This window comes from Streptomyces anulatus (genome assembly GCF_000721175.1).
In the GTDB taxonomy this organism is placed as follows: Bacteria; Actinomycetota; Actinomycetes; order Streptomycetales; family Streptomycetaceae; genus Streptomyces; species Streptomyces anulatus_C.
The window spans coordinates 196795-214226 of the sequence record NZ_JOEZ01000007.1 but is presented as its reverse complement, the minus strand read 5'-3'; the positions used below and the strand labels follow the sequence as shown (position 1 = coordinate 214226).

The following is a 17432-nucleotide window of genomic DNA, read 5'->3' as shown; positions in this document are numbered from 1 at the left end:
CCGGATCAGCTCCCGCCGCTATCGTCCAGCAGTTCCCGGAACGCCTGGGCGACCGCCTCCGGGTACTCCATCATCGCCACGTGCCCCGCGTCGGGCAGGGTCAGCAGCCGGGCGCCGCGGAAGGCCGCCGACGCCCTGCGTGCCATCCGGTACGAGACGAGCTGGTCCCGTCCGCCGTACACGAGCTGGGTCGGCGCGAGCACCCGCTCGGCCTGGCGCCACAGTCCGTGCTGGCCGCCCAGGGTGTACGCATCGACGATGCCCCGGGCCGAACGCGTCATCGCGTCCCAGAAGTACGGCAGCTCCAGCCGCCGCTCCATCTCGGCCACCGCATGACGGAAGGCCTCGTCGGAGACCCGTGCCGGATCGCCGTAACAGAGTGCCATGACTCCGCGCGTCCGCTGCTCCGCCGTCCAGTCCTTCGTGAGCCGGGCGAACAGGGAAGCGACTCCCGGCACCGCGAGGAGACCGGTCGGGACGGCGGGTCTCTGCACCCGCCACTCCGGCAGGGCGGGCGAGATCAGGGTGAGGGTGCACACCAGGTCGGGGCGGACGGCGGCGACCCGGGTGGCGACCGCGCCGCCCAGCGAATTCCCGAACAGGTGAACGGGCCCCCGCTCTTCCGCGTCCAGCAGCCGGATCACCGCACGGGCGTGTCCGGTCACCGAGTAATTGCCGTCGTCCGGCGGCGGCGAGTCCCCGAATCCGGGCAGGTCGACCGCCTCTCCGTCGACCAGGTCGGACAGCAGCGGCATCAGCGCGGACCAGTTCTGCGACGATCCGCCGAGCCCGTGCACGTACAGCGCGGGGGGAAGTCCGGTCCGGTCGCCCGGACGGCAGCGGACGTTCAGACCGACCCCCGGCAACGACACGGAGCGCAGCCGTTCGCCGTCGGCGACCCGGACGGCACTGACCGTGGGGGCCACCGCGGCAGCGGCGGCCTGGACACCCGGCAGCTCGGTCGGAGACATGCGGCAATGTTACGAGACGATCACGCCCTCATTCATGTGTTCGCCGTCACAGGCCGCATCGCGGGGTGGACGGGTAGCTCCAGGGCGCGCCGGCCCATTCCGCGAAGGGCTGTGCCGGGCGTCGTCCGCCCACGCGGAATGGGCAGGCACCCCCTAGGCTTCGTGGGAAGGAAGGGAGCTGCACATGACGGTCGACCCGAGCGACCCGGACACCTTCGAGGACGCCGAACCGGAAGAGGCGGGGCCCGAAGCCCCCGAGGCGGACGCCGCCGAACAGCGGGCGGACGTCCGGCCCGAGGACGACGAACGGCCGGAGAACATCGACCCGGCCACCGCCAATGAGGCCGATGTGGCGGAACAGCGCAGGGTTATCCCCTTGGACGAGGACGATTACCGGTAGTACGCCCCGGTTTGCTCGCGACCAGGAAGAACTGCGGCTTCCACAGCCGTCCGGTCCGTGAAATTCTGCGTCCGCGCCGCGCATACCCGGGTTACCCAAAAGTACGATGGCTGTACGGCGCAGCGTGCACGGACCGGCTGTGCTGGAACACATATTTGGGAGGCGGCGTGACAGCCATCGAGCAGACAGAGGCGGCGCGCCCGCGGGGCACACGGCTGCCCCGCCGCGCCCGACGCAATCAGCTGCTGGGCGCCGCACAGGAGGTCTTCGTCGCGCAGGGCTACCACTCCGCCGCGATGGACGACATCGCCGAGCGGGCCGGGGTCAGCAAGCCGGTTCTCTACCAGCACTTCCCCGGAAAGCTGGAGCTCTACCTGGCCCTGCTCGACCAGCACTGCGAGTCGCTGCTCCAGGCCGTGCGTACGGCTCTGGCCTCGACGACGGACAACAAGCTGCGTGTCGAGGCGACGATGGACGCCTACTTCGCGTACGTGGAGGACGAGGGCGGCGCGTTCCGGCTGGTCTTCGAGTCCGACCTGACCAACGAGCCCGCCGTGCGCGAGCGGGTCGACCGGGTGTCCCTCCAGTGCGCCGAGGCCATCTCCGACGTGATCGCCGGGGACACGGGCCTGTCCAAGGACGAGTCCATGCTGCTGGCGGTGGGGCTCGGCGGCGTCTCCCAGGTGGTGGCGCGCTACTGGCTCTCCAGCCGGTCCGCCATCCCCCGCGACACCGCTGTGCAGCTCCTCACCTCGCTGGCCTGGCGGGGCATCGCGGGCTTCCCGCTGCACGGCGTCGAGCAGCACTGAGCCCTCCGTGACGGGACGGGTGACGCCGTGTTCGCTGCGGGCGTTGCCGGTCGGGCCCTGAGGGCCGCTCCCGCCGGGCTAATGTGGCTGCGTACGGCGCGGTTCGCCGCGCAGGGACTGACCGTCGGAGGGACATAGCCGTGGAGGTCAAGATCGGGGTGCAGCACACGCCCCGCGAGATCGTGCTGGAGAGCGGGCTTTCCGCCGAGGACGTCGAGAGCGCGGTCGCCGCGGCACTGGGCGGCAAGGCTGAGCTGCTCAGCCTCACGGACGAGAAGGGCCGCAAGGTCCTGGTGCCGGCCGACCGGATCGCGTATGTGGAGATCGGTGAGCCGACCACCCGGCGGGTGGGGTTCGGGACGCTGTAGTCCACCGGACGCGTTGATCGCAGGAGCGGCCCGGCGGGGTTTTCCCCGCCGGGCCGCTCCTGCGTCGTGTACGGGGCCGCTCCCACGGCGTGAGGTGAACGGACGGGTCGGAACGGGCCGCTGGAGGGTTGCTCTCCGCAGGCAGGGGGTAGTACCGCCTACGACCGATTTGCCCGCCCCGCACACCCCCGCGAGGTGATCTGTGATCTGGGAATCCTTCGGCGCCGCCGTGCTCGGACTCGCCCTGTCCTGGGCGGCGATCCGATCACTGGCCGACCGCCTGCCGTCCGGCCGTGCGGTATATCTCACCGGTGCCCTGGGTGCCCTGTTCGGCGCGTATCTGACGCAGGCCGCGCTCGGTCCCGGCCATGCCCTGGCGACGCTGATCGGAGCCGTGTCCGTCGGGGCGGTGACGCTGTCGCTCCTGATCCGACCACGCGGCGGCCGCCTCGGCCGGTCAGCGGCGGCGGCCCGGTAGCGCGGTGTCGGGCGGCGGCGCGGTGTTACGCGGCCAGGCCCAGTGCGGCCATCCGCTTGGTGTGGGCCTCGGTGATCCGGGAGAACATCCGGCCCACCTCGGCCAGGTCGAAGCCGTCCGCGACGCCGCCCACCAGCATCGTCGAGAGGGCGTCACGGTCGGCGACCACCCGCTGGGCCTGCGACAGCGCCTCGCCCATCAGCCGGCGCGCCCACAGCGCGAGCCGCCCGCCGAGCCGCGGGTCGGCCTCGATCGCGGCGCGCACCTTCTCCACGGCGAAGTTCCCGTGGCCCGTGTCGTCGAGCACGGACAGGACCAGGGACCGGGTGTCGGTGTCCAGCCGGGCCGCGACCTCGCGGTAGAAGTCGCTCGCGATCGAGTCGCCGACGTACGCCTTGACCAGGCCCTCCAGCCAGTCGGACGGCGCCGTCTGGCGGTGGAAGTCGTCGAGCGCCTTGGCGAACGGCTCCATCGCGGCGGTCGGGTCCTCGTCCACGGCGGTGAGCCGCTGGTTGAGCTGCTCGAAGTGGTGGAACTCGGCGGCGGCCATCTTCGCCAGTTCCGCCTTGTCCCCGAGGGTCGGCGCGAGCTTCGCGTCCTCGGCCAGCCGCTCGAAGGCCGCCAGCTCTCCGTAGGCGAGCGCGCCGAGCAGGTCCACGACCGCGGCGCGGTACTGCGGGTCGGCGGCCGCGGTGGCCCAGTCCTGGGCGGCGATCCCGGTGGCTCCGGAAGCTTCGGCGGGGGTCTCAGTGGCGTGGTCAGGCGTCTCCATGAACGGAACGATAGCCCGCTCCGCACCGGGCCGAAGGGCCTGGTCAGCCGGGGACCTCATACCGTTCCGATGAATTCGTCCGACACACATGCGCGAATCCGGGGTACAGTGGTAATGCGCCTACTGAGCACTGTGCTGTGTCAGAGGCGCGCCCTTTGAATGAGGATGCCCGGTCGGTGGCCCGATCGGCTCCGACCCGACAGCCCTCCACGCGGTGCGTACGACACGTACGACTGCAGATGAGGGGCCCCCTCAGCGGCACGAGCGCTCGAGCGACGGCAGTGGTCCCGCGCCACCCGGCCCATCCACGGCCGGATGACCAACCCCGGCACGGTACGACCCCCAGCGTTCGCCTCGGACCGCGTCTCACAGAAGAGGCAGCACCCTGACTACGTTCCGCGACCTCGGTGTTCTTTCCGAGACGGCCGAAGCCCTCGAGGCAGTCGGCATCATGTCCCCCTTCCCCATCCAGGAGCTGACGCTCCCCGTAGCCCTCTCCGGCTCCGACGTCATCGGCCAGGCCAAGACCGGCACCGGCAAGACGCTCGGCTTCGGTCTCCCGCTCCTGGAGCGCGTGACCGTCCCCGCCGACGTCGAGGCGGGCCGCGCCACCCCCGAGCAGCTGACCGACGCGCCGCAGGCACTCGTCGTCGTCCCCACCCGCGAGCTGTGCCAGCAGGTCACCAACGACCTGCTCACGGCCGGCAAGGTCCGTAACGTCCGCGTTCTCGCGATCTACGGCGGCCGGGCGTACGAGCCCCAGGTCGAGGCCCTCAAGAAGGGCGTCGACGTGATCGTCGGCACCCCGGGCCGTCTGCTGGACCTGGCGGGCCAGCGCAAGCTCGACCTCTCCCACATCCGCGGGCTCGTCCTCGACGAGGCCGACGAGATGCTGGACCTGGGCTTCCTGCCCGACGTCGAGCGCATCATCACGATGCTGCCGCCCAAGCGTCAGACGATGCTGTTCTCGGCCACCATGCCCGGTGCCGTCATCAGCCTCGCGCGCCGCTACATGTCGCAGCCGACGCACATCAACGCCACGTCGCCCGACGACGAGGGCACGACCGTGAAGAACACGGTCCAGCACGTCTACCGCGCGCACAACATGGACAAGCCGGAGATGCTCTCCCGCATCCTCCAGGCCGACGGCCGCGGGCTCGCGATGATCTTCTGTCGTACGAAGCGCACGGCCGCCGACATCGCCGAGCAGCTGGAGAAGCGCGGCTTCGCCTCCGGCGCCGTCCACGGCGACCTCGGCCAGGGCGCCCGCGAGCAGGCGCTGCGCGCCTTCCGCAACGGCAAGGTCGACGTCCTGGTCTGCACCGACGTCGCCGCGCGCGGTATCGATGTCGAGGGTGTGACCCACGTCATCAACTACCAGTCGCCGGAGGACGAGAAGACCTACCTCCACCGCATCGGCCGCACCGGCCGCGCGGGCGCCAAGGGCATCGCGATCACGCTGGTCGACTGGGACGACATCCCGCGCTGGCAGCTGATCAACAAGGCCCTCGACCTGAAGTTCCCGGACCCGCCGGAGACGTACTCCACCTCGCCGCACCTCTTCGAGGAGCTCGGCATCCCGGCGGGCACCAAGGGTGTGCTGCCGCGCGCCGAGCGGACCCGTGCCGGTCTGCGCGCGGAGGAGGTCGAGGACCTCGGCGAGACCGGCGGCCGTGGCCGCAAGGCCGCCGCCCCGGCCCCGGCCGCCCGTGAGGAGCGCGAGCCGCGCACCCGTACGCCGCGTCAGCGCCGCCGCACCCGTGGCGGGTCCGCCGCGGAGGAGGGCGCCGCGACGGTGCCCGCACCCGCCAAGGAGGCCGCCCCGGTCACCCCGGCAGGTGACGAGGCCTCCGACGCGCCGCGTACGCCGCGCCGCCGCCGCCGTACCCGCCTCAGCGCCACCGAGGCTGTCGCCGAGGCGGCCGTGGCGGTCGCCGAGGCCCCCGTGGTTCCCGCCCCGGTGGCCGAGGCCGCACCCGTGGCCGAGGCCGCACCCGTGGCCGAGCCGGTCGCGGAGACCGTGGCGGAGACCAAGCCGCGCCGTCGTCGCAGCCGTGCCGCGGTGAAGCCGGTGACCGAGGAGACGGCTTCGCCCGCCGCCGCGGCTCCGGCCGCCGCCCCGGCCCCGGCCGAGTTCCAGACCGTGGCGGGCGCCGCGGGCATCGCGGAGCCGGTCGCCGAGCCGAAGGCCGTCAAGCCGCGCCGCCGCACCCGGATCGTGAAGCCGGCCGACGAGGTCGACTTCCAGATCGCCCCGGCCGCCGAGCCGGAGCCCGAGATGAAGACGCGTCGTCGTCCGGCCCACGCCACGACGAAGGCGAAGTCCGAGCCGAAGGCCGCGGCCACGTCGGCCGAGCCGAAGGCCCGGGCGACCAGGACGACGAAGTCCCGGGCGAAGGCGGACACGGCGGAGACCGCGGAGAAGGCCGCCGAGAAGGCCCCCTCCAAGGCCGTCGCCACCGAGCAGCCCGTCGTCGAGGCCCCGGCCGCCGAGGCGGACGCCAAGCCGCGCCGCCGCCGTGCCACCCGCAGCGTCACCTCGACCGCGAGCCAGGAGGCCGCCGTGGTCTCCGAGGCCGAGGCCGTGGTGAGCGAGGCCGCCGCCGAGACGAAGCCGCGCCGCCGCCGTGCCACCCGCCCGGCGGGCAAGGCGTCGGCGACGACGACCGAGAGCTGACGCTCCCGGCGACACCGCAGCACGAACGGCCCCGGCCCCCGCACACGCGGGGGCCGGGGCCGTTTCGCTGCCCGGAGCTGCCCGGACCTGCCCGGGTGCCGCCGGGAGAGCCGCCCGGTGACGTCAGGACGGGGGCGACGGCGATAGCCTCGCCGTATGAGCCGCCCGCCCACCTTCACCCCGCCGCCCTGCGCCGTCGCCCGTGTCCTTGGCACCGAGCGCGGCGACTTCGCCGTCCTGGACGCCGTACCGCGTACCCCGGCACGGGCCACCGCCCTGCTGCTGCCCGGATACACCGGCAGCAAGGAGGACTTCATCGCCCTGCTGGAACCGCTGTGCGCGGCGGGCTACCGGGTGGTCGCCGTGGACGGCCGGGGGCAGTACGAGTCCCAGGGGACGGACCGTCAGGAGGGTTACGCCCAGGTCGAGTTGGCCCGTGACGTGCTGGCCCAGGTGGCCGCCCTGGGCGGCGGCGACGGAGAGCTGCACCTGCTCGGGCACTCGCTCGGCGGCCAGATCGCCCGCGCCGCCGTCCTGCTGGACGCCACCCCGTTCCGCTCGCTGACGCTGATGTCCTCGGGTCCCGCCATGGTCGTCGCGGCCCAGCGGGACAAGGTGAAGATGCTGAGCGACGCGCTGGCCGTGCTGTCCATGGACGAGGTGTGGCAGGCGATGCAGGCGCTGGATCCCCCGCAGGACGCGGACACCGGCGACGGTGCGGACATGCGCCGGCGCTGGCTCGCCCACCACCCGGCCCAGTTGATCGCCACCGGGGCCCAGCTGACCGCCGAACCGGACCGGGTGGACGAGCTGGCCGCCGTCGGGCTGCCCGTCCACGTCCTGTCCGGGGAGCGCGACGACGTCTGGCCGGTGGAGCTGTTCGACTCCATGGCGCGGCGGCTAGGCGCCCGCCGCACCACGATCGCCGGCGCCGAGCACTCCCCCAACACCGCCCGCCCGCACGAGACCGCGAAGGCGCTGGCCGCGTTCTGGGACGGACTGCAGACCGTCTGACGCACCCCCGGCGGCCCGCCGGGCTCGGCCTCCCACCTCCCGTCCCGTCAGTACTGCGACTGCAGGTGCTGCCAGAAGCCGTCGCGGAGCGCCCGCCGCAGATGCGCGTGGCCCCGCAGCGAGTGCTGGAGCAGGCGTTCCGCCTCCACCAGCAGGTCCTGGTCGACGGAGCCCGGCAGGTAGGGGTGTCCTGGCAGCAGGTCGGCGAGGGATTCCCGGCCCCGGGCGGCGAGCCAGGCGGCCGCGATCTGCGCGCCGACGAAGCGGACGTCCTCCCGGGAGGGGGCCGGGGAGTCGTCCTCGTAGGTGGTGACGGGCCGCCGGGTGACGTAGGGGCGGCAGAAGTCGAGTTCGAAGGTGCGCTGGCTGTCGACCTCCCACAGCAGCGGCTCGGCCTGGTTGCGCCCTTCGGCGGCCTCGATGCCCCAGAGGTGCACGCGCGCCCCGTAGCCCTGGGCCGCCTCGACCGCCGAGACCAGGTCCTCGTCGCCGCCGACGAGCGCCGCGTCGCTGATGGCGCGGTGCCGGGCGAGGGATTCGAGGTCGGTGCGGATGAGCGAGTCGACGCCCTTCTGCTGGTTGTTGGCGTTGAGGTTGCCGAGCCGCACCTTGACGTCGGGGAGTTCGGCGATGGCCTGCTGCTCGGTGGTGTGGATGCGGCGCCGGGCCCCGTCGTACCAGTAGACGCGCAGCAGCCTGCTGTCCGCGAAGATCGTGCGGGCCTTGTCGATGAAGGCCTCGATCAGCCCTTCGGCGTCGAGGTCGAAGGAGCGCCGGTCCTCGGTGCCGGTGACGAGCAGCCCGGCCGCGGCGTACACATAGCCGGCGTCGACGAAGATGGCGTGCGTCGACGGGGTCTTGGAGACCTCGATGAGCATGCGCTGGAGCAGCTCGTTGGTGCGGTCCAGGCGGGCGGCGAGGCCGGCTCCGCCGATGGCCTGCGGGTCCGCCTCGTTCATGCGGACCTCATGGTCTGTGATGGTGTGGCTACCGAAGGGTACTTAGACATCCAAAAAATTTCCTTAGCGTAGGGAATGTTTGCAGGGGGCAAGCCGTTGTAACCCCCGTGGAACGCGAGGGAAGCCTCGCGTTCCTAGTCTTGCCGGTGGGACGCCCCACCGGCGCCAGTAGTTCTCCAGCAGGAGGATCGGACGAAGGGAAGCCCTATGCGCTTCGAGATCATGCGACTCGACGACGTCGACGGTACCGCCGTGGACAGCACCGTCGTGGACGCGGCCTCCGTCAACCGGATCGTGCAGCAGGCCGCATCTGTGGGCCGGCGCATCTACATCCGGCCGGCCGACAGCTCGGCTTCGTAACGCTCCATGGGCTCATGACGCCTGATGAGGTCCTGAAGGACCTCACCGCATTGCGCCGCCAGAGACGAAGCGCCCCCGCACGGAACGTCCGTGCGGGGGCGCTGTGGTGCCTGGGCGCGAGCCGCGGGGGTCTCAGGAGTCCTGGATGACCTGGGTGACGCCGTTGATGATCTGCTGGACGGCGATGGCGGAGAGCATCATGCCCGCGAGCCGGGTCACCAGGACCACGCCGCCGTCCTTGATCACGCGGATGATGACCAGCGAGTAGCGCATGGTCAGCCAGAGCACCACGTGCATGGCGACGATCGCGGACCACACCGAGAGCCGGCCGCCGAGACCGTCGGCGTGCTGCACCGCGAGGATGACCGAGACGATCGCGCCGGGGCCGGCCAGCAGCGGCATGCCCAGGGGTACGAGCGCCACGTTGACGTCCTTGGTCTGCGTCGGCTCGTCCGTCTTGCCGGTCAGCAGGTCGAGCGCGATGAGCAGCAGCAGGAGTCCGCCCGCGATCATCAGCGCGGGCACGGAGACATGCAGATAGTCGAGGATCTGCTGACCGAGCAGACCGAAGACGGCGATCACACCGAAGGCGACCGTGACCGCCTGGAGCGCCATCTTGCGCTGCACCTTGGCGGGGCGGCCCGCGGTGAGGGCGAGGAAGATCGGCGTGATCCCGGGCGGGTCCATGATCACAAATAGGGTGAGGAAAAGGGATCCGAAGACAGCGACGTCGAGGGTCGCCCCGATACTGGATGTACCGGGGTGATCCCGACAACGCGGCGAGCGTGCGTGCCAGGCGTCGCCGAGCAGGCGGGACTTTCGAAACACGCCCTAGCTGCGGGCGGCTCCGCCGGCGCCCGGCACCGGGAAGGCTCCCGTGGCGCGCCGGGTGATCTCACCGTAGATCTCGGGGTCGGTGGTGCACGCGCCGAGCTGGACGGACTTCCGGCTGCCGTGGTAGTCGCTGGAGCCCGTCGTGAGCAGCCCCAGTTCGCGGGCGAGGCCGCGCAGCCGGGCCCGGGCCGGCTCGTCGTGGTCCACGTGGTCGACCTCGACGCCGTCGAGGCCGGCGTCGGCGAGCGCGGCGATCGTGGACTCGGGGACGACCGCGCCGCGTTTCACGGCGGCCGGGTGGGCGAAGACGGTGACCCCGCCCGCCGCCTTCACCAGGCGGACGGCCTCGAAGGGGTCGAACTCGTGCTTCTCGGCGTACGCCCGGCCGCCGTTGCCCAGCCAGTCGGGCGTGAAGGCGTCGGAGACGGTGGGCACGACGCCGAGTTCGACGAGGGCGGCGGCGACGTGCGGCCGGCCGACCGAGCCGTCCCCGGCGATGCGGGCGACCTGCTCCCAGGTGATGGGGACGTCGAGGGCGCGCAGCTTGCGGACCATCTCCTGGGCGCGCGGCACCCGGTCGTCGCGCACGAGTTCGCGCGCGCGCTCCAGCTCGGCGTCGGCGGGGTCGAAGAGGTACGCCAGCAAATGCATGCCCACGCCGTCGACGCGGCAGGAGAGTTCGGCGCCGGTGACGAGGGTGAGCCCCGCGGGCAGCGCGTCGATGGCCTGCTGGTGGCCGCCCACGGTGTCGTGGTCGGTGAGCGCGACGACGTCCAGCCCCGCGGCGGCGGCGTTCGCGACCAGCTCGGCGGGGGTGTCCGTGCCGTCCGACGCGGTGGAGTGGGTGTGCAGATCGATGCGCACGACGCTTGACTCCGGGGCTCGCGGGCGGACGGGGGACCGCTCAAGGATAACCGCCGCACACCGCGCGTCCGGTCGTGACCGCCCCCGGTCCGGCGTGATCTACCGCTCGCCCGTCGCCTGTCGGGGCGGCCCCTCGGGGACGGTGAGCAGGCGGGGGGTGAGCGCGCCGCAGGGGACGAGGTCCACCTCCCCCCCGGCGTCCCGCAGGTCGGTCAGCACCAGCTCGTCGTACATCAGGAGCCCCGACTGCTCGGGCCACAGGATCGCCCAGAGCCACAGCCCCCGCGCCTCGCCCGCGAAGACGGCGCGGTCCTCCGGGACGTCCCTGACATGCCAGAGCGGGGTGGGGCGGCCGGCGGCGTGGACCTTGGCGTCGGGGGCGGAGTCGACGTTCAGATGACGGCCGGGGTCCGGGCCCTCGATTCCGGCGTACCGGGCGCCGAGTCCGACGCCGAGCTCCTCGGCGACGAGCAGCAGCTCGCCCATCCCGCCCAGCGGACCGGGTCCGGAGCAGGCCACGGCGCTCGCGCGTCCGCCGCTGCGGTCGTCGCCCACGCTGGCCACGCCGGTGAACAGCCAGCCCACGGGGAGCGGCCAGGGCATCCAGACGGGGACCTGCGCACGGTGCACCACGACGCCGAGCCCTTCGACGCTCGGCGGGATGACCGGCTGCATCGGGTGGACCTGGCCGTGCACGGAGCACTGCCAGGCGTCGGCGAAGAGACCGGGCGCCCTGACCCGGCCACCGCACTTCGGGCAACTGGGTTCGCCCCTCATAAGGACCAACCGTCCTCCCCGCCGGTCCTCGCGTCAAGGACGATCACCCGTCCGGAGCGTGGCCCTCACCGGGGAAAATAAATGTCATTGACACTTATTAGATCGCCTAACTCATTCTGTGCATAACGCATCGGTCCGGAGGGCGTTCCGGAGGAAGTCGGGGAGGGAGTCCGTGCACGGCCGGGTACAACTTCGTCCGCTGGTTCGCCGCGGCGGCCGCCCCCTTCCCTCGCCCCGAAGACCGAGGAGTGGACCGACGTCCACATCCCGTTGTGCTCGCGGCGTTCGCCGCCCTCGCCGGAGCGGCCGTCGTGGGCGTACGGCGTACGGTCCTGGCCCACGAGGCCGAGGAACCAAGAGCAGGTCCACGCGCAGGAGGACGGCGTGCCGGTCTTCGCCGGCTGACAGGCCCCGGGGATCGTCAGTCCAGCGGTACGGACGTGCGCAGCGGGTCGCGCAGGTCCGTGCCGTGCGTCAGCCACTGCTCCTGGAGCTCCTGCGCGCCGCGCACCCGCTTCCAGGCGGCCTCGTTGCGGGTCATCGGCAGCAGCGGCAGGAAGCGCACCGGGTCCATCGGCTCGTCCAGCTCCAGGTCCTCCACCAGGCCGCCGGACTCCGCGACCAGCACCGAGGTGAACGGCGCACCGGTCCAAAGCGGCTCGCCCAGGTCCAGTGAGGCGCCGGCCGCCACGATCAACCCCTCGACCTGCGGGGACGCGGCCAGCACCGCGAGCGGGCGCAGCACCTGGTCGGTGTCGGCGAGGCCGCCCCGTACGGAGAGGATCAGCTCGGCGCGGGGGCCCTTCACCGGGTCGGCGAGCGGGGAGGTGGGGTCGGCCATCGGCTGCCCGGACATGCCGAGCGTCGCGTAGCGCACCACGTCGCCGTCGAGGAAGCGGAGCACCTCGATGCGGTCCGTGCCGAGGAACGTCACATCGGCGCGGGCGTCCGGTTCCCCGAGGGCCGAGATGAGCCGGGCCTCGACCAGAGCGAGAATTTCTGCCATGCCGCGAGCATAGATCGCATAGGGAATGGGCAAAGTACGGGATTGGGCCTTGGGCGGCTGATAGCCTGGCCGCCGGTCGGGACAGCACGCAGAAGCGTCGCTCTTCTTCGTCCCGACGACACGTCGTCCCCCACGGGGGACCGGCCGGAGGAGGTGGGGACTGCCATGGATCCAAGTCGACCGTGCAGTACCGACCGCTCTTCCGCGCCTCGCATTTCCCGTTGATCCGACGCCTCGTCGGTCGTTCCGGGCCGACATCGCCGTCGCGTCCGGACGACTCCCCGAGAGCCGTTCGCGCGACGGAAGAGCCCTTCGTTTTTGCCTGTCTGTAGCGAACGCCGTCATCGCGCCCGCGCGGTGCCGCCCGCTTTGCGGACGTGAGCGCACGTCCTCATTCCGGGCTGTTCCACGCCCTCGCCGACGGCCCTCCGTGAAGGAGCCAGCCATGTCGATGATCCGTGACCTGCGCGCCGCCGTGCGCCCGACCCTGCGCCCGTCCCTCCGTAAGAACAGCGCCCCCTACAGTGCGTACGACACCACCCGCGACCCGTCCGCCTCCAGCGCCGTCGTCGACTGCGCCGTGTACCGCGACGGCCGCCGGCTGGTGACCCCCGCCACCCCGACGCCGCACGAGGCGATGCTCCAGGTGCGGGAGGAGGGCGGCTTCGCGTGGATCGGCCTGCACGAGCCGACCGAGGCCGAATTCGCGGGTATCGCCCGGGAGTTCGGGCTGCACCCGCTGGCCGTCGAGGACGCCGTCCACGCCCACCAGCGGCCCAAGCTGGAGCGGTACGACGACACGCTGTTCACCGTCTTCAAGACGATCCACTACGTGGAACACGCCGAACTGACCGCGACCAGCGAGGTCGTGGAGACCGGTGAGGTGATGTGCTTCACCGGCCGGGACTTCGTCATCACCGTCCGGCACGGCGGCCAGGGCTCCCTGCGGGCCCTGCGCCACCGCCTCCAGGACGACCCGGAGCTGCTCGCCAAGGGCCCCTCCGCCGTGCTGCACGCCATCGCCGACCATGTGGTCGACGGGTACATCGCGGTGGCCGAGGCGGTGCAGGACGATATCGACGAGGTGGAGATCGGTGTCTTCTCCACTCCGGCCAAGGGCAGCCCGCGCGGGTCGGACGCGGGCCGGATCTACCAGCTCAAGCGTGAGGTGCTGGAGTTCAAGCGGGCCGTCTCGCCGCTGCTGCGGCCCATGCAGCTGCTGAGCGAGCGTCCGATGCGGCTGATCGACCCCGACATCCAGAAGTACTTCCGCGACGTCGCCGACCACCTCGCCCGGGTTCAGGAGGAGGTCCTCGGCTTCGACGAACTGCTGAACTCGATCCTCCAGGCGAACCTGGCGCAGGCGACCGTCACGCAGAACGAGGACATGCGCAAGATCACCTCCTGGGCGGCGATCATCGCCGTGCCGACGATGATCTGCGGTGTCTACGGCATGAACTTCGACTACATGCCCGAGACCGACTGGAAGTACGGCTATCCGATCGTGCTGGGCGTCATCGGGGTGGTCTGTTTCTCCATCCACCGCATCCTCAAGCGCAACGGCTGGCTCTGAGAGCCTGTCGGGTGACCTCTGACCCGGCGGCCACGCCCTGGCACGCACGCTTCCGGCGTTGCCGAGACGTCCTGGCAGCTCCGCTACGAGGACATCCCGGCGCCCTTGGAGCCGCAACGCACCGGACCGCGTCCGCTTTCCGGTCGAAGGCCACCCGACAGGCTCTGAGCCCCGCGCCGGATCGCTGAGTAAGCTCGCGCCCATGACTGACGCCGCCGCGCCCGCTGCCGCCGCCGACCTGCTGGACAGGGCCCTCGTCGAGGAGGCCACGAAGAAGTCCGGGCTCATCTGGGTACGGGGCACCGGGCCGGCCCGTGCCGTCTGGCACATCTGGCACGAGGGCGCGGTGCACCTGGTCGGCGGCCCCGGCGAGCAGCCGCTGCCCGAGGGGCTGGCCGACGGCGGCCGCGCCGAGGTGACCGTACGCAGCAAGGACAAGGGCGGCCGGATCGTCGCCTGGACCGCGACGTCTCGTTTCCTCCCGCCGCACTCCGGGGAGTGGGAGGCGGCGGTCGCCGAGCTGAAGGGCAAGCGGCTGAACGCGCCGGACGCCGAGTCGATGACGGAGCGGTGGGCCAGGGAATGCACGGTGGTGCGGCTGACGCCCGAGACCGTGAGCACCGCGCTGCCGGACGCCTCGCTGGCGGCCGTCCCGCTGCCGACCGGCGCCACCACCCGGCAGCCGGCACCGGCCGCGCTCCCCCGGCTGCTGCTGAAGCGGCGCGGTAAGCGCTGAGCCGGCCCGGGGCTCAGCCCGAGGACTTGGGGAGCTGGCCTCCGTAGTCGACGGTGTCGTCCTCCTCGGGGGCGTCCAGGGGGAAGGCCTGCCCCCAGTCGGCCAGCGTGACCGTGCCTCCGCCGCCGCCCCGGGCCACCCGTACCGGATACGGCCGGCCCTCCAGGGAGACGTCGAAGGCCCCGCCCTCGCCCTTGCCGCCCAGAATCTGGATGGTGCGTTGCCCGGCGACCGTGTCCCGGCCGCCCTTGTTGATCTTTCCGTGCAGCGCGAGCACCCCGTCGAGCAGGACCTTCTTGTCGGTGAAGCCGCGCAGCTGACGGTAGCTGGGGTCGCCCTCGGGGACCTTGACGTACTTGCCGCCCAGCTTGTCGGCGGCCGCCACGTCGGCGGACCCGCCCTCGCCGCCGCCGCTCCCCTCGAGGGCCCAGAACTCGGCGGGCGCCTTGAGGAAGAGCTCGTCCTCGACCCGCAGCAGGGCGAAGCTCTGCTGCTTCGAGGTCACCGAGCCCATGCCGCCCTTCGCGTTGAGCCGCATCTCCAGCCGGTAGGTACCGCCCTTGCTGACGAGCGTGCCCGACAGCCGCACCGCGGTCGCGGCGCCGGCCGCCGCCCTGGCCTTCTTGTCGATCTCGGCGGCGGAGAGTCTGGCGACGCCGTTGGTCCCCTTGTCCGGGTCCTCCTCCGTGCCGCAGGCGGCCAGGGCCACGGTGAGCCCTCCGCACAGCACAAGAGCGAGGGCGGTCCGGCGATGGTTCCGCACGGCCGGGGCAAAAGAGGTCACGGGCGCACTGCCTCTCAACTGCGATCGGGGGTGGCAGACGGCAGCGTACCCGGGAGGCGGGCGCCGTCCGGCAGCCAGCCGTACGGACGGGTCCGCCGGGGCACGGTGCGGCGGTACGGGCTAGCCTGATCCCGCGTACGACTGTCCGGGCAGGTGAAACGCGCTGGTCACGGAGAAGGAGGCGGAGCATGGCGGCAGGAGCCCCCAGGGTCTTCGTCTCACATCTCTCCGGGGTGCCCGTGTTCGATCCGAACGGGGACCAGGTCGGCCGGGTCCGCGACCTGGTGGCGATGTTGCGGGTCGGCGGACGGCCGCCGCGCATCCTGGGCCTCGTCGTCGAGGTGGTCAGCCGGCGGCGGATCTTCCTGCCGATGACCCGGGTGACCGGCGTCGAGTCCGGCCAGGTCATCACCACCGGTGTGGTCAACATGCGCCGCTTCGAACAGCGGCCCACCGAACGGCTCGTCCTCGGCGAGTTCCTCGACCGCCGGGTACGGCTGGTCGAGACCGACGAGGAGGTCACCGTCCTGGACGTGGCCATCCAGCAGCTGCCCGCCCGCCGGGACTGGGAGATCGACAAGTACTTCGTCCGCAAGGGACGCGGCGGGGCGCTGCGCCGCAAGGGCGAGACGCTCACGGTGGAGTGGTCGGCGGTCAGCGGCTTCTCGCTGGAGGAGCACGGGCAGGGCGCCGAGAACCTGGTCGCCACGTTCGAACGGCTGCGCCCCGCCGATGTGGCCAACGCCCTGCACCACCTCTCCCCCAAGCGCCGGGCCGAGGTGGCCGCCGCACTGGACGACGACCGGCTCGCCGACGTCCTGGAGGAGCTGCCCGAGGACGACCAGGTGGAGATCCTCGGCAAGCTCAAGGAGGAGCGGGCCGCCGACGTCCTGGAGGCGATGGACCCCGACGACGCGGCCGACCTGCTCTCGGAGCTGCCCGAGGAGGACAAGGAGCGGCTGCTGACCCTGATGCGTCCGGACGACGCCGCCGACGTCCGCCGCCTGATGGCCTACGAGGAGCGCACGGCGGGCGGTCTGATGACGACCGAGCCGATCGTGCTGCGCCCGGACGCCACGGTGGCCGACGCGCTCGCCCGGGTCCGGCAGGCGGACCTGTCGCCGGCCCTCGCCGCACAGGTGTACGTCTGCCGCTCCCCCGACGAGACGCCGACCGGGAAGTACCTGGGCACCGTGCACTTCCAGCGGCTGCTGCGCGACCCGCCGTTCACCCTGGTCAGTTCGATCGTCGACAGCGACCTGGTGCCGCTGCCCCCGGACACCCCGCTGCCGACGGTGACCAGCTATCTGGCCGCGTACAACCTGGTCTCGGCGCCGGTCGTGGACGAGAGCGGTTCGCTGCTGGGCGCGGTGACCGTGGACGACGTCCTGGACCACCTGCTGCCCGAGGACTGGCGCGAGACCGACTTCCACGGCGAGGAGGGGATCCACCATGGCCGGTGAGGAGCGGTCCAAGGCCGCCTCCACCGGCGCATCCGGCATCGTGCGCCCGCCGCGTACCCGGCTCGACCTGCCGAGGTCGCCGCGGCGCAGGATCGTGCCGGAGTACGACCCCGAGGCGTTCGGCCGGTTCTCCGAGCGGATCGCGCGTTTCCTGGGGACCGGGCGGTTCATCGTCTGGATGACACTGATCATCATCGTCTGGCTGGCGTGGAACATCCTCGCGCCCAAGGACCTGCGGTGGGACGAGTACCCGTTCATCTTCCTGACCCTGGTGCTCTCGCTCCAGGCCTCGTACGCGGCCCCGCTGATCCTGCTCGCGCAGAACCGGCAGGACGACCGGGACCGGGTCACCCACGAGCAGGACCGCAAGCAGAACGAGCGCTCCATCGCCGACACCGAGTACCTCAGCCGGGAGATCGCGGCACTGCGGATGGGCCTCGGCGAGGTCGCCACCCGCGACTGGATCCGCTCGGAACTCCAGGACATGGTGAGAGACATGGAGGACCGGCAGATCCTCCTCACATCCGAGAGTGACGAAGGCGACCGCTGACGGGCTACCCGCCCGTAGGCCCCAGCGCCGTAACATC

Annotated in this window: 19 protein-coding genes and 1 pseudogene; 12 read left to right on the top strand and 8 right to left on the bottom strand. The window is 71.9% G+C overall.

The genetic code is table 11. The annotated features are described in order from the left end of the window. Positions 1 to 5: 5 nt before the first annotated feature. Complete coding sequence (locus IG90_RS0109440) at positions 6 to 971, bottom strand: alpha/beta fold hydrolase (protein ID WP_030580434.1); 966 nt, start codon at positions 969 to 971, stop codon at positions 6 to 8. Positions 972 to 1155: 184 nt separating this feature from the next. Here IG90_RS0109440 and IG90_RS0109435 point away from each other — a divergent pair, with 184 nt between their 5' ends. The 4 genes from IG90_RS0109435 to IG90_RS0109420 all read left to right on the top strand — a co-directional run bounded on the left by IG90_RS0109435 (position 1156) and on the right by IG90_RS0109420 (position 3026). Continuing rightward, positions 1156 to 1371, top strand: a complete 216-nt coding sequence (locus IG90_RS0109435; RefSeq protein ID WP_030580431.1) for a hypothetical protein — start codon at positions 1156 to 1158, stop codon at positions 1369 to 1371. A gap of 167 nt (positions 1372 to 1538) precedes the next feature. Next, positions 1539 to 2180, top strand: a complete 642-nt coding sequence (locus IG90_RS0109430) for a TetR/AcrR family transcriptional regulator (protein ID WP_010061601.1) — start codon at positions 1539 to 1541, stop codon at positions 2178 to 2180. 140 nt (positions 2181 to 2320) lie between these two features. After that, positions 2321 to 2548 (top strand): DUF3107 domain-containing protein, encoded by a 228-nt coding sequence (locus IG90_RS0109425; RefSeq protein WP_030580428.1) that lies wholly within the window; start codon positions 2321 to 2323, stop codon positions 2546 to 2548. Positions 2549 to 2750: 202 nt separating this feature from the next. After that, positions 2751 to 3026, top strand: coding sequence for a hypothetical protein (locus IG90_RS0109420; protein WP_030580425.1), 276 nt, complete (start codon positions 2751 to 2753; stop codon positions 3024 to 3026). Positions 3027 to 3051: 25 nt separating this feature from the next. On the opposite strand, the gene IG90_RS0109415 is transcribed toward IG90_RS0109420, so the two are convergent. Continuing rightward, positions 3052 to 3798 (bottom strand): ferritin-like fold-containing protein, encoded by a 747-nt coding sequence (locus tag IG90_RS0109415; RefSeq protein WP_030580422.1) that lies wholly within the window; start codon positions 3796 to 3798, stop codon positions 3052 to 3054. Positions 3799 to 4249: 451 nt separating this feature from the next. Here IG90_RS0109415 and IG90_RS0109410 point away from each other — a divergent pair, with 451 nt between their 5' ends. Further along, on the top strand, positions 4250 to 6475 hold the full coding sequence (locus tag IG90_RS0109410) for a DEAD/DEAH box helicase (protein WP_030580419.1): 2226 nt from the start codon (positions 4250 to 4252) through the stop codon (positions 6473 to 6475). Positions 6476 to 6631: 156 nt separating this feature from the next. Continuing rightward, positions 6632 to 7489 carry an alpha/beta fold hydrolase gene (locus IG90_RS0109405; protein ID WP_030580417.1) on the top strand — a complete coding sequence of 286 codons (858 nt, stop codon included), beginning with the start codon at positions 6632 to 6634 and terminating at the stop codon, positions 7487 to 7489. 47 nt (positions 7490 to 7536) lie between these two features. Here IG90_RS0109405 and IG90_RS0109400 read toward each other — a convergent pair whose 3' ends face one another. Then, a complete protein-coding gene (locus IG90_RS0109400; protein WP_030580414.1) occupies positions 7537 to 8448 on the bottom strand; it encodes an NYN domain-containing protein in 912 nt (303 codons plus the stop codon). Positions 8449 to 8655: 207 nt separating this feature from the next. Here IG90_RS0109400 and IG90_RS44745 point away from each other — a divergent pair, with 207 nt between their 5' ends. After that, positions 8656 to 8808, top strand: a complete 153-nt coding sequence (locus IG90_RS44745) for a hypothetical protein (protein ID WP_164493907.1) — start codon at positions 8656 to 8658, stop codon at positions 8806 to 8808. Between the two features lie 132 nt (positions 8809 to 8940). Here IG90_RS44745 and IG90_RS0109390 read toward each other — a convergent pair whose 3' ends face one another. The 3 genes from IG90_RS0109390 to IG90_RS0109380 all read right to left on the bottom strand — a co-directional run bounded on the left by IG90_RS0109390 (position 8941) and on the right by IG90_RS0109380 (position 11283). Next, entirely contained in the window at positions 8941 to 9495 is a 555-nt protein-coding gene (locus tag IG90_RS0109390; protein ID WP_030580410.1) for a MarC family protein, read from the bottom strand. A 144-nt stretch (positions 9496 to 9639) separates the two neighbouring features. After that, positions 9640 to 10506 carry a PHP domain-containing protein gene (locus IG90_RS0109385; RefSeq protein WP_030580407.1) on the bottom strand — a complete coding sequence of 289 codons (867 nt, stop codon included), beginning with the start codon at positions 10504 to 10506 and terminating at the stop codon, positions 9640 to 9642. Between the two features lie 99 nt (positions 10507 to 10605). Continuing rightward, the gene (locus tag IG90_RS0109380) at positions 10606 to 11283 is read right to left on the bottom strand and encodes a DUF6758 family protein (RefSeq protein WP_030580404.1); all 678 of its coding nucleotides are present in this window, start codon (positions 11281 to 11283) and stop codon (positions 10606 to 10608) included. Between the two features lie 176 nt (positions 11284 to 11459). Here IG90_RS0109380 and IG90_RS45685 point away from each other — a divergent pair. Then, positions 11460 to 11688, top strand: a pseudogene (locus IG90_RS45685) (MFS transporter); the annotation flags it as partial. 16 nt (positions 11689 to 11704) lie between these two features. Here the strand turns inward: IG90_RS45685 and IG90_RS0109375 are convergent. Then, positions 11705 to 12289 carry a suppressor of fused domain protein gene (locus IG90_RS0109375; RefSeq protein ID WP_030580401.1) on the bottom strand — a complete coding sequence of 195 codons (585 nt, stop codon included), beginning with the start codon at positions 12287 to 12289 and terminating at the stop codon, positions 11705 to 11707. 445 nt (positions 12290 to 12734) lie between these two features. On the opposite strand from IG90_RS0109375, the gene IG90_RS0109370 reads away from it, so the two are divergent. Next, a complete protein-coding gene (locus IG90_RS0109370) occupies positions 12735 to 13862 on the top strand; it encodes a magnesium and cobalt transport protein CorA (RefSeq protein WP_030580398.1) in 1128 nt (375 codons plus the stop codon). A gap of 202 nt (positions 13863 to 14064) precedes the next feature. After that, positions 14065 to 14598, top strand: coding sequence for a hypothetical protein (locus IG90_RS0109365; protein WP_030580395.1), 534 nt, complete (start codon positions 14065 to 14067; stop codon positions 14596 to 14598). Positions 14599 to 14611: 13 nt separating this feature from the next. Here IG90_RS0109365 and IG90_RS0109360 read toward each other — a convergent pair whose 3' ends face one another. Continuing rightward, positions 14612 to 15382: a hypothetical protein gene (locus IG90_RS0109360; protein WP_030580392.1), complete on the bottom strand. Its 771-nt coding sequence runs from the start codon at positions 15380 to 15382 to the stop codon at positions 14612 to 14614. Between the two features lie 188 nt (positions 15383 to 15570). Between IG90_RS0109360 and IG90_RS0109355 the strand changes: the two genes are divergently transcribed. Both IG90_RS0109355 and IG90_RS0109350 read left to right on the top strand, forming a co-directional pair. Continuing rightward, entirely contained in the window at positions 15571 to 16845 is a 1275-nt protein-coding gene (locus IG90_RS0109355) for a magnesium transporter MgtE N-terminal domain-containing protein (protein ID WP_030580389.1), read from the top strand. Then, a complete protein-coding gene (locus IG90_RS0109350; RefSeq protein ID WP_030580387.1) occupies positions 16835 to 17395 on the top strand; it encodes a DUF1003 domain-containing protein in 561 nt (186 codons plus the stop codon). Before IG90_RS0109355 ends, IG90_RS0109350 begins: the two co-directional genes overlap by 11 nt. Positions 17396 to 17432 lie beyond the last annotated feature (37 nt).

Bases quoted from the DNA above. Each gene is read 5' to 3' on its own strand.
- IG90_RS0109440 (WP_030580434.1), bottom strand. From the start codon at position 971: ATGTCTCCGACCGAGCTGCCGGGTGTCCAGGCCGCCGCTGCCGCGGTG.
- IG90_RS0109435 (WP_030580431.1), top strand. From the start codon at position 1,156: ATGACGGTCGACCCGAGCGACCCGGACACCTTCGAGGACGCCGAACCG.
- IG90_RS0109415 (WP_030580422.1), bottom strand. From the start codon at position 3,798: ATGGAGACGCCTGACCACGCCACTGAGACCCCCGCCGAAGCTTCCGGA.
- IG90_RS0109410 (WP_030580419.1), top strand. From the start codon at position 4,250: ATGTCCCCCTTCCCCATCCAGGAGCTGACGCTCCCCGTAGCCCTCTCC.
- IG90_RS0109405 (WP_030580417.1), top strand. From the start codon at position 6,632: ATGAGCCGCCCGCCCACCTTCACCCCGCCGCCCTGCGCCGTCGCCCGT.
- IG90_RS0109400 (WP_030580414.1), bottom strand. From the start codon at position 8,448: ATGAACGAGGCGGACCCGCAGGCCATCGGCGGAGCCGGCCTCGCCGCC.
- IG90_RS44745 (WP_164493907.1), top strand. From the start codon at position 8,656: ATGCGCTTCGAGATCATGCGACTCGACGACGTCGACGGTACCGCCGTG.
- IG90_RS0109390 (WP_030580410.1), bottom strand. From the start codon at position 9,495: ATGGACCCGCCCGGGATCACGCCGATCTTCCTCGCCCTCACCGCGGGC.
- IG90_RS0109380 (WP_030580404.1), bottom strand. From the start codon at position 11,283: ATGAGGGGCGAACCCAGTTGCCCGAAGTGCGGTGGCCGGGTCAGGGCG.
- IG90_RS0109375 (WP_030580401.1), bottom strand. From the start codon at position 12,289: ATGGCAGAAATTCTCGCTCTGGTCGAGGCCCGGCTCATCTCGGCCCTC.
- IG90_RS0109370 (WP_030580398.1), top strand. From the start codon at position 12,735: ATGTCGATGATCCGTGACCTGCGCGCCGCCGTGCGCCCGACCCTGCGC.
- IG90_RS0109365 (WP_030580395.1), top strand. From the start codon at position 14,065: ATGACTGACGCCGCCGCGCCCGCTGCCGCCGCCGACCTGCTGGACAGG.
- IG90_RS0109355 (WP_030580389.1), top strand. From the start codon at position 15,571: ATGGCGGCAGGAGCCCCCAGGGTCTTCGTCTCACATCTCTCCGGGGTG.
- IG90_RS0109350 (WP_030580387.1), top strand. From the start codon at position 16,835: ATGGCCGGTGAGGAGCGGTCCAAGGCCGCCTCCACCGGCGCATCCGGC.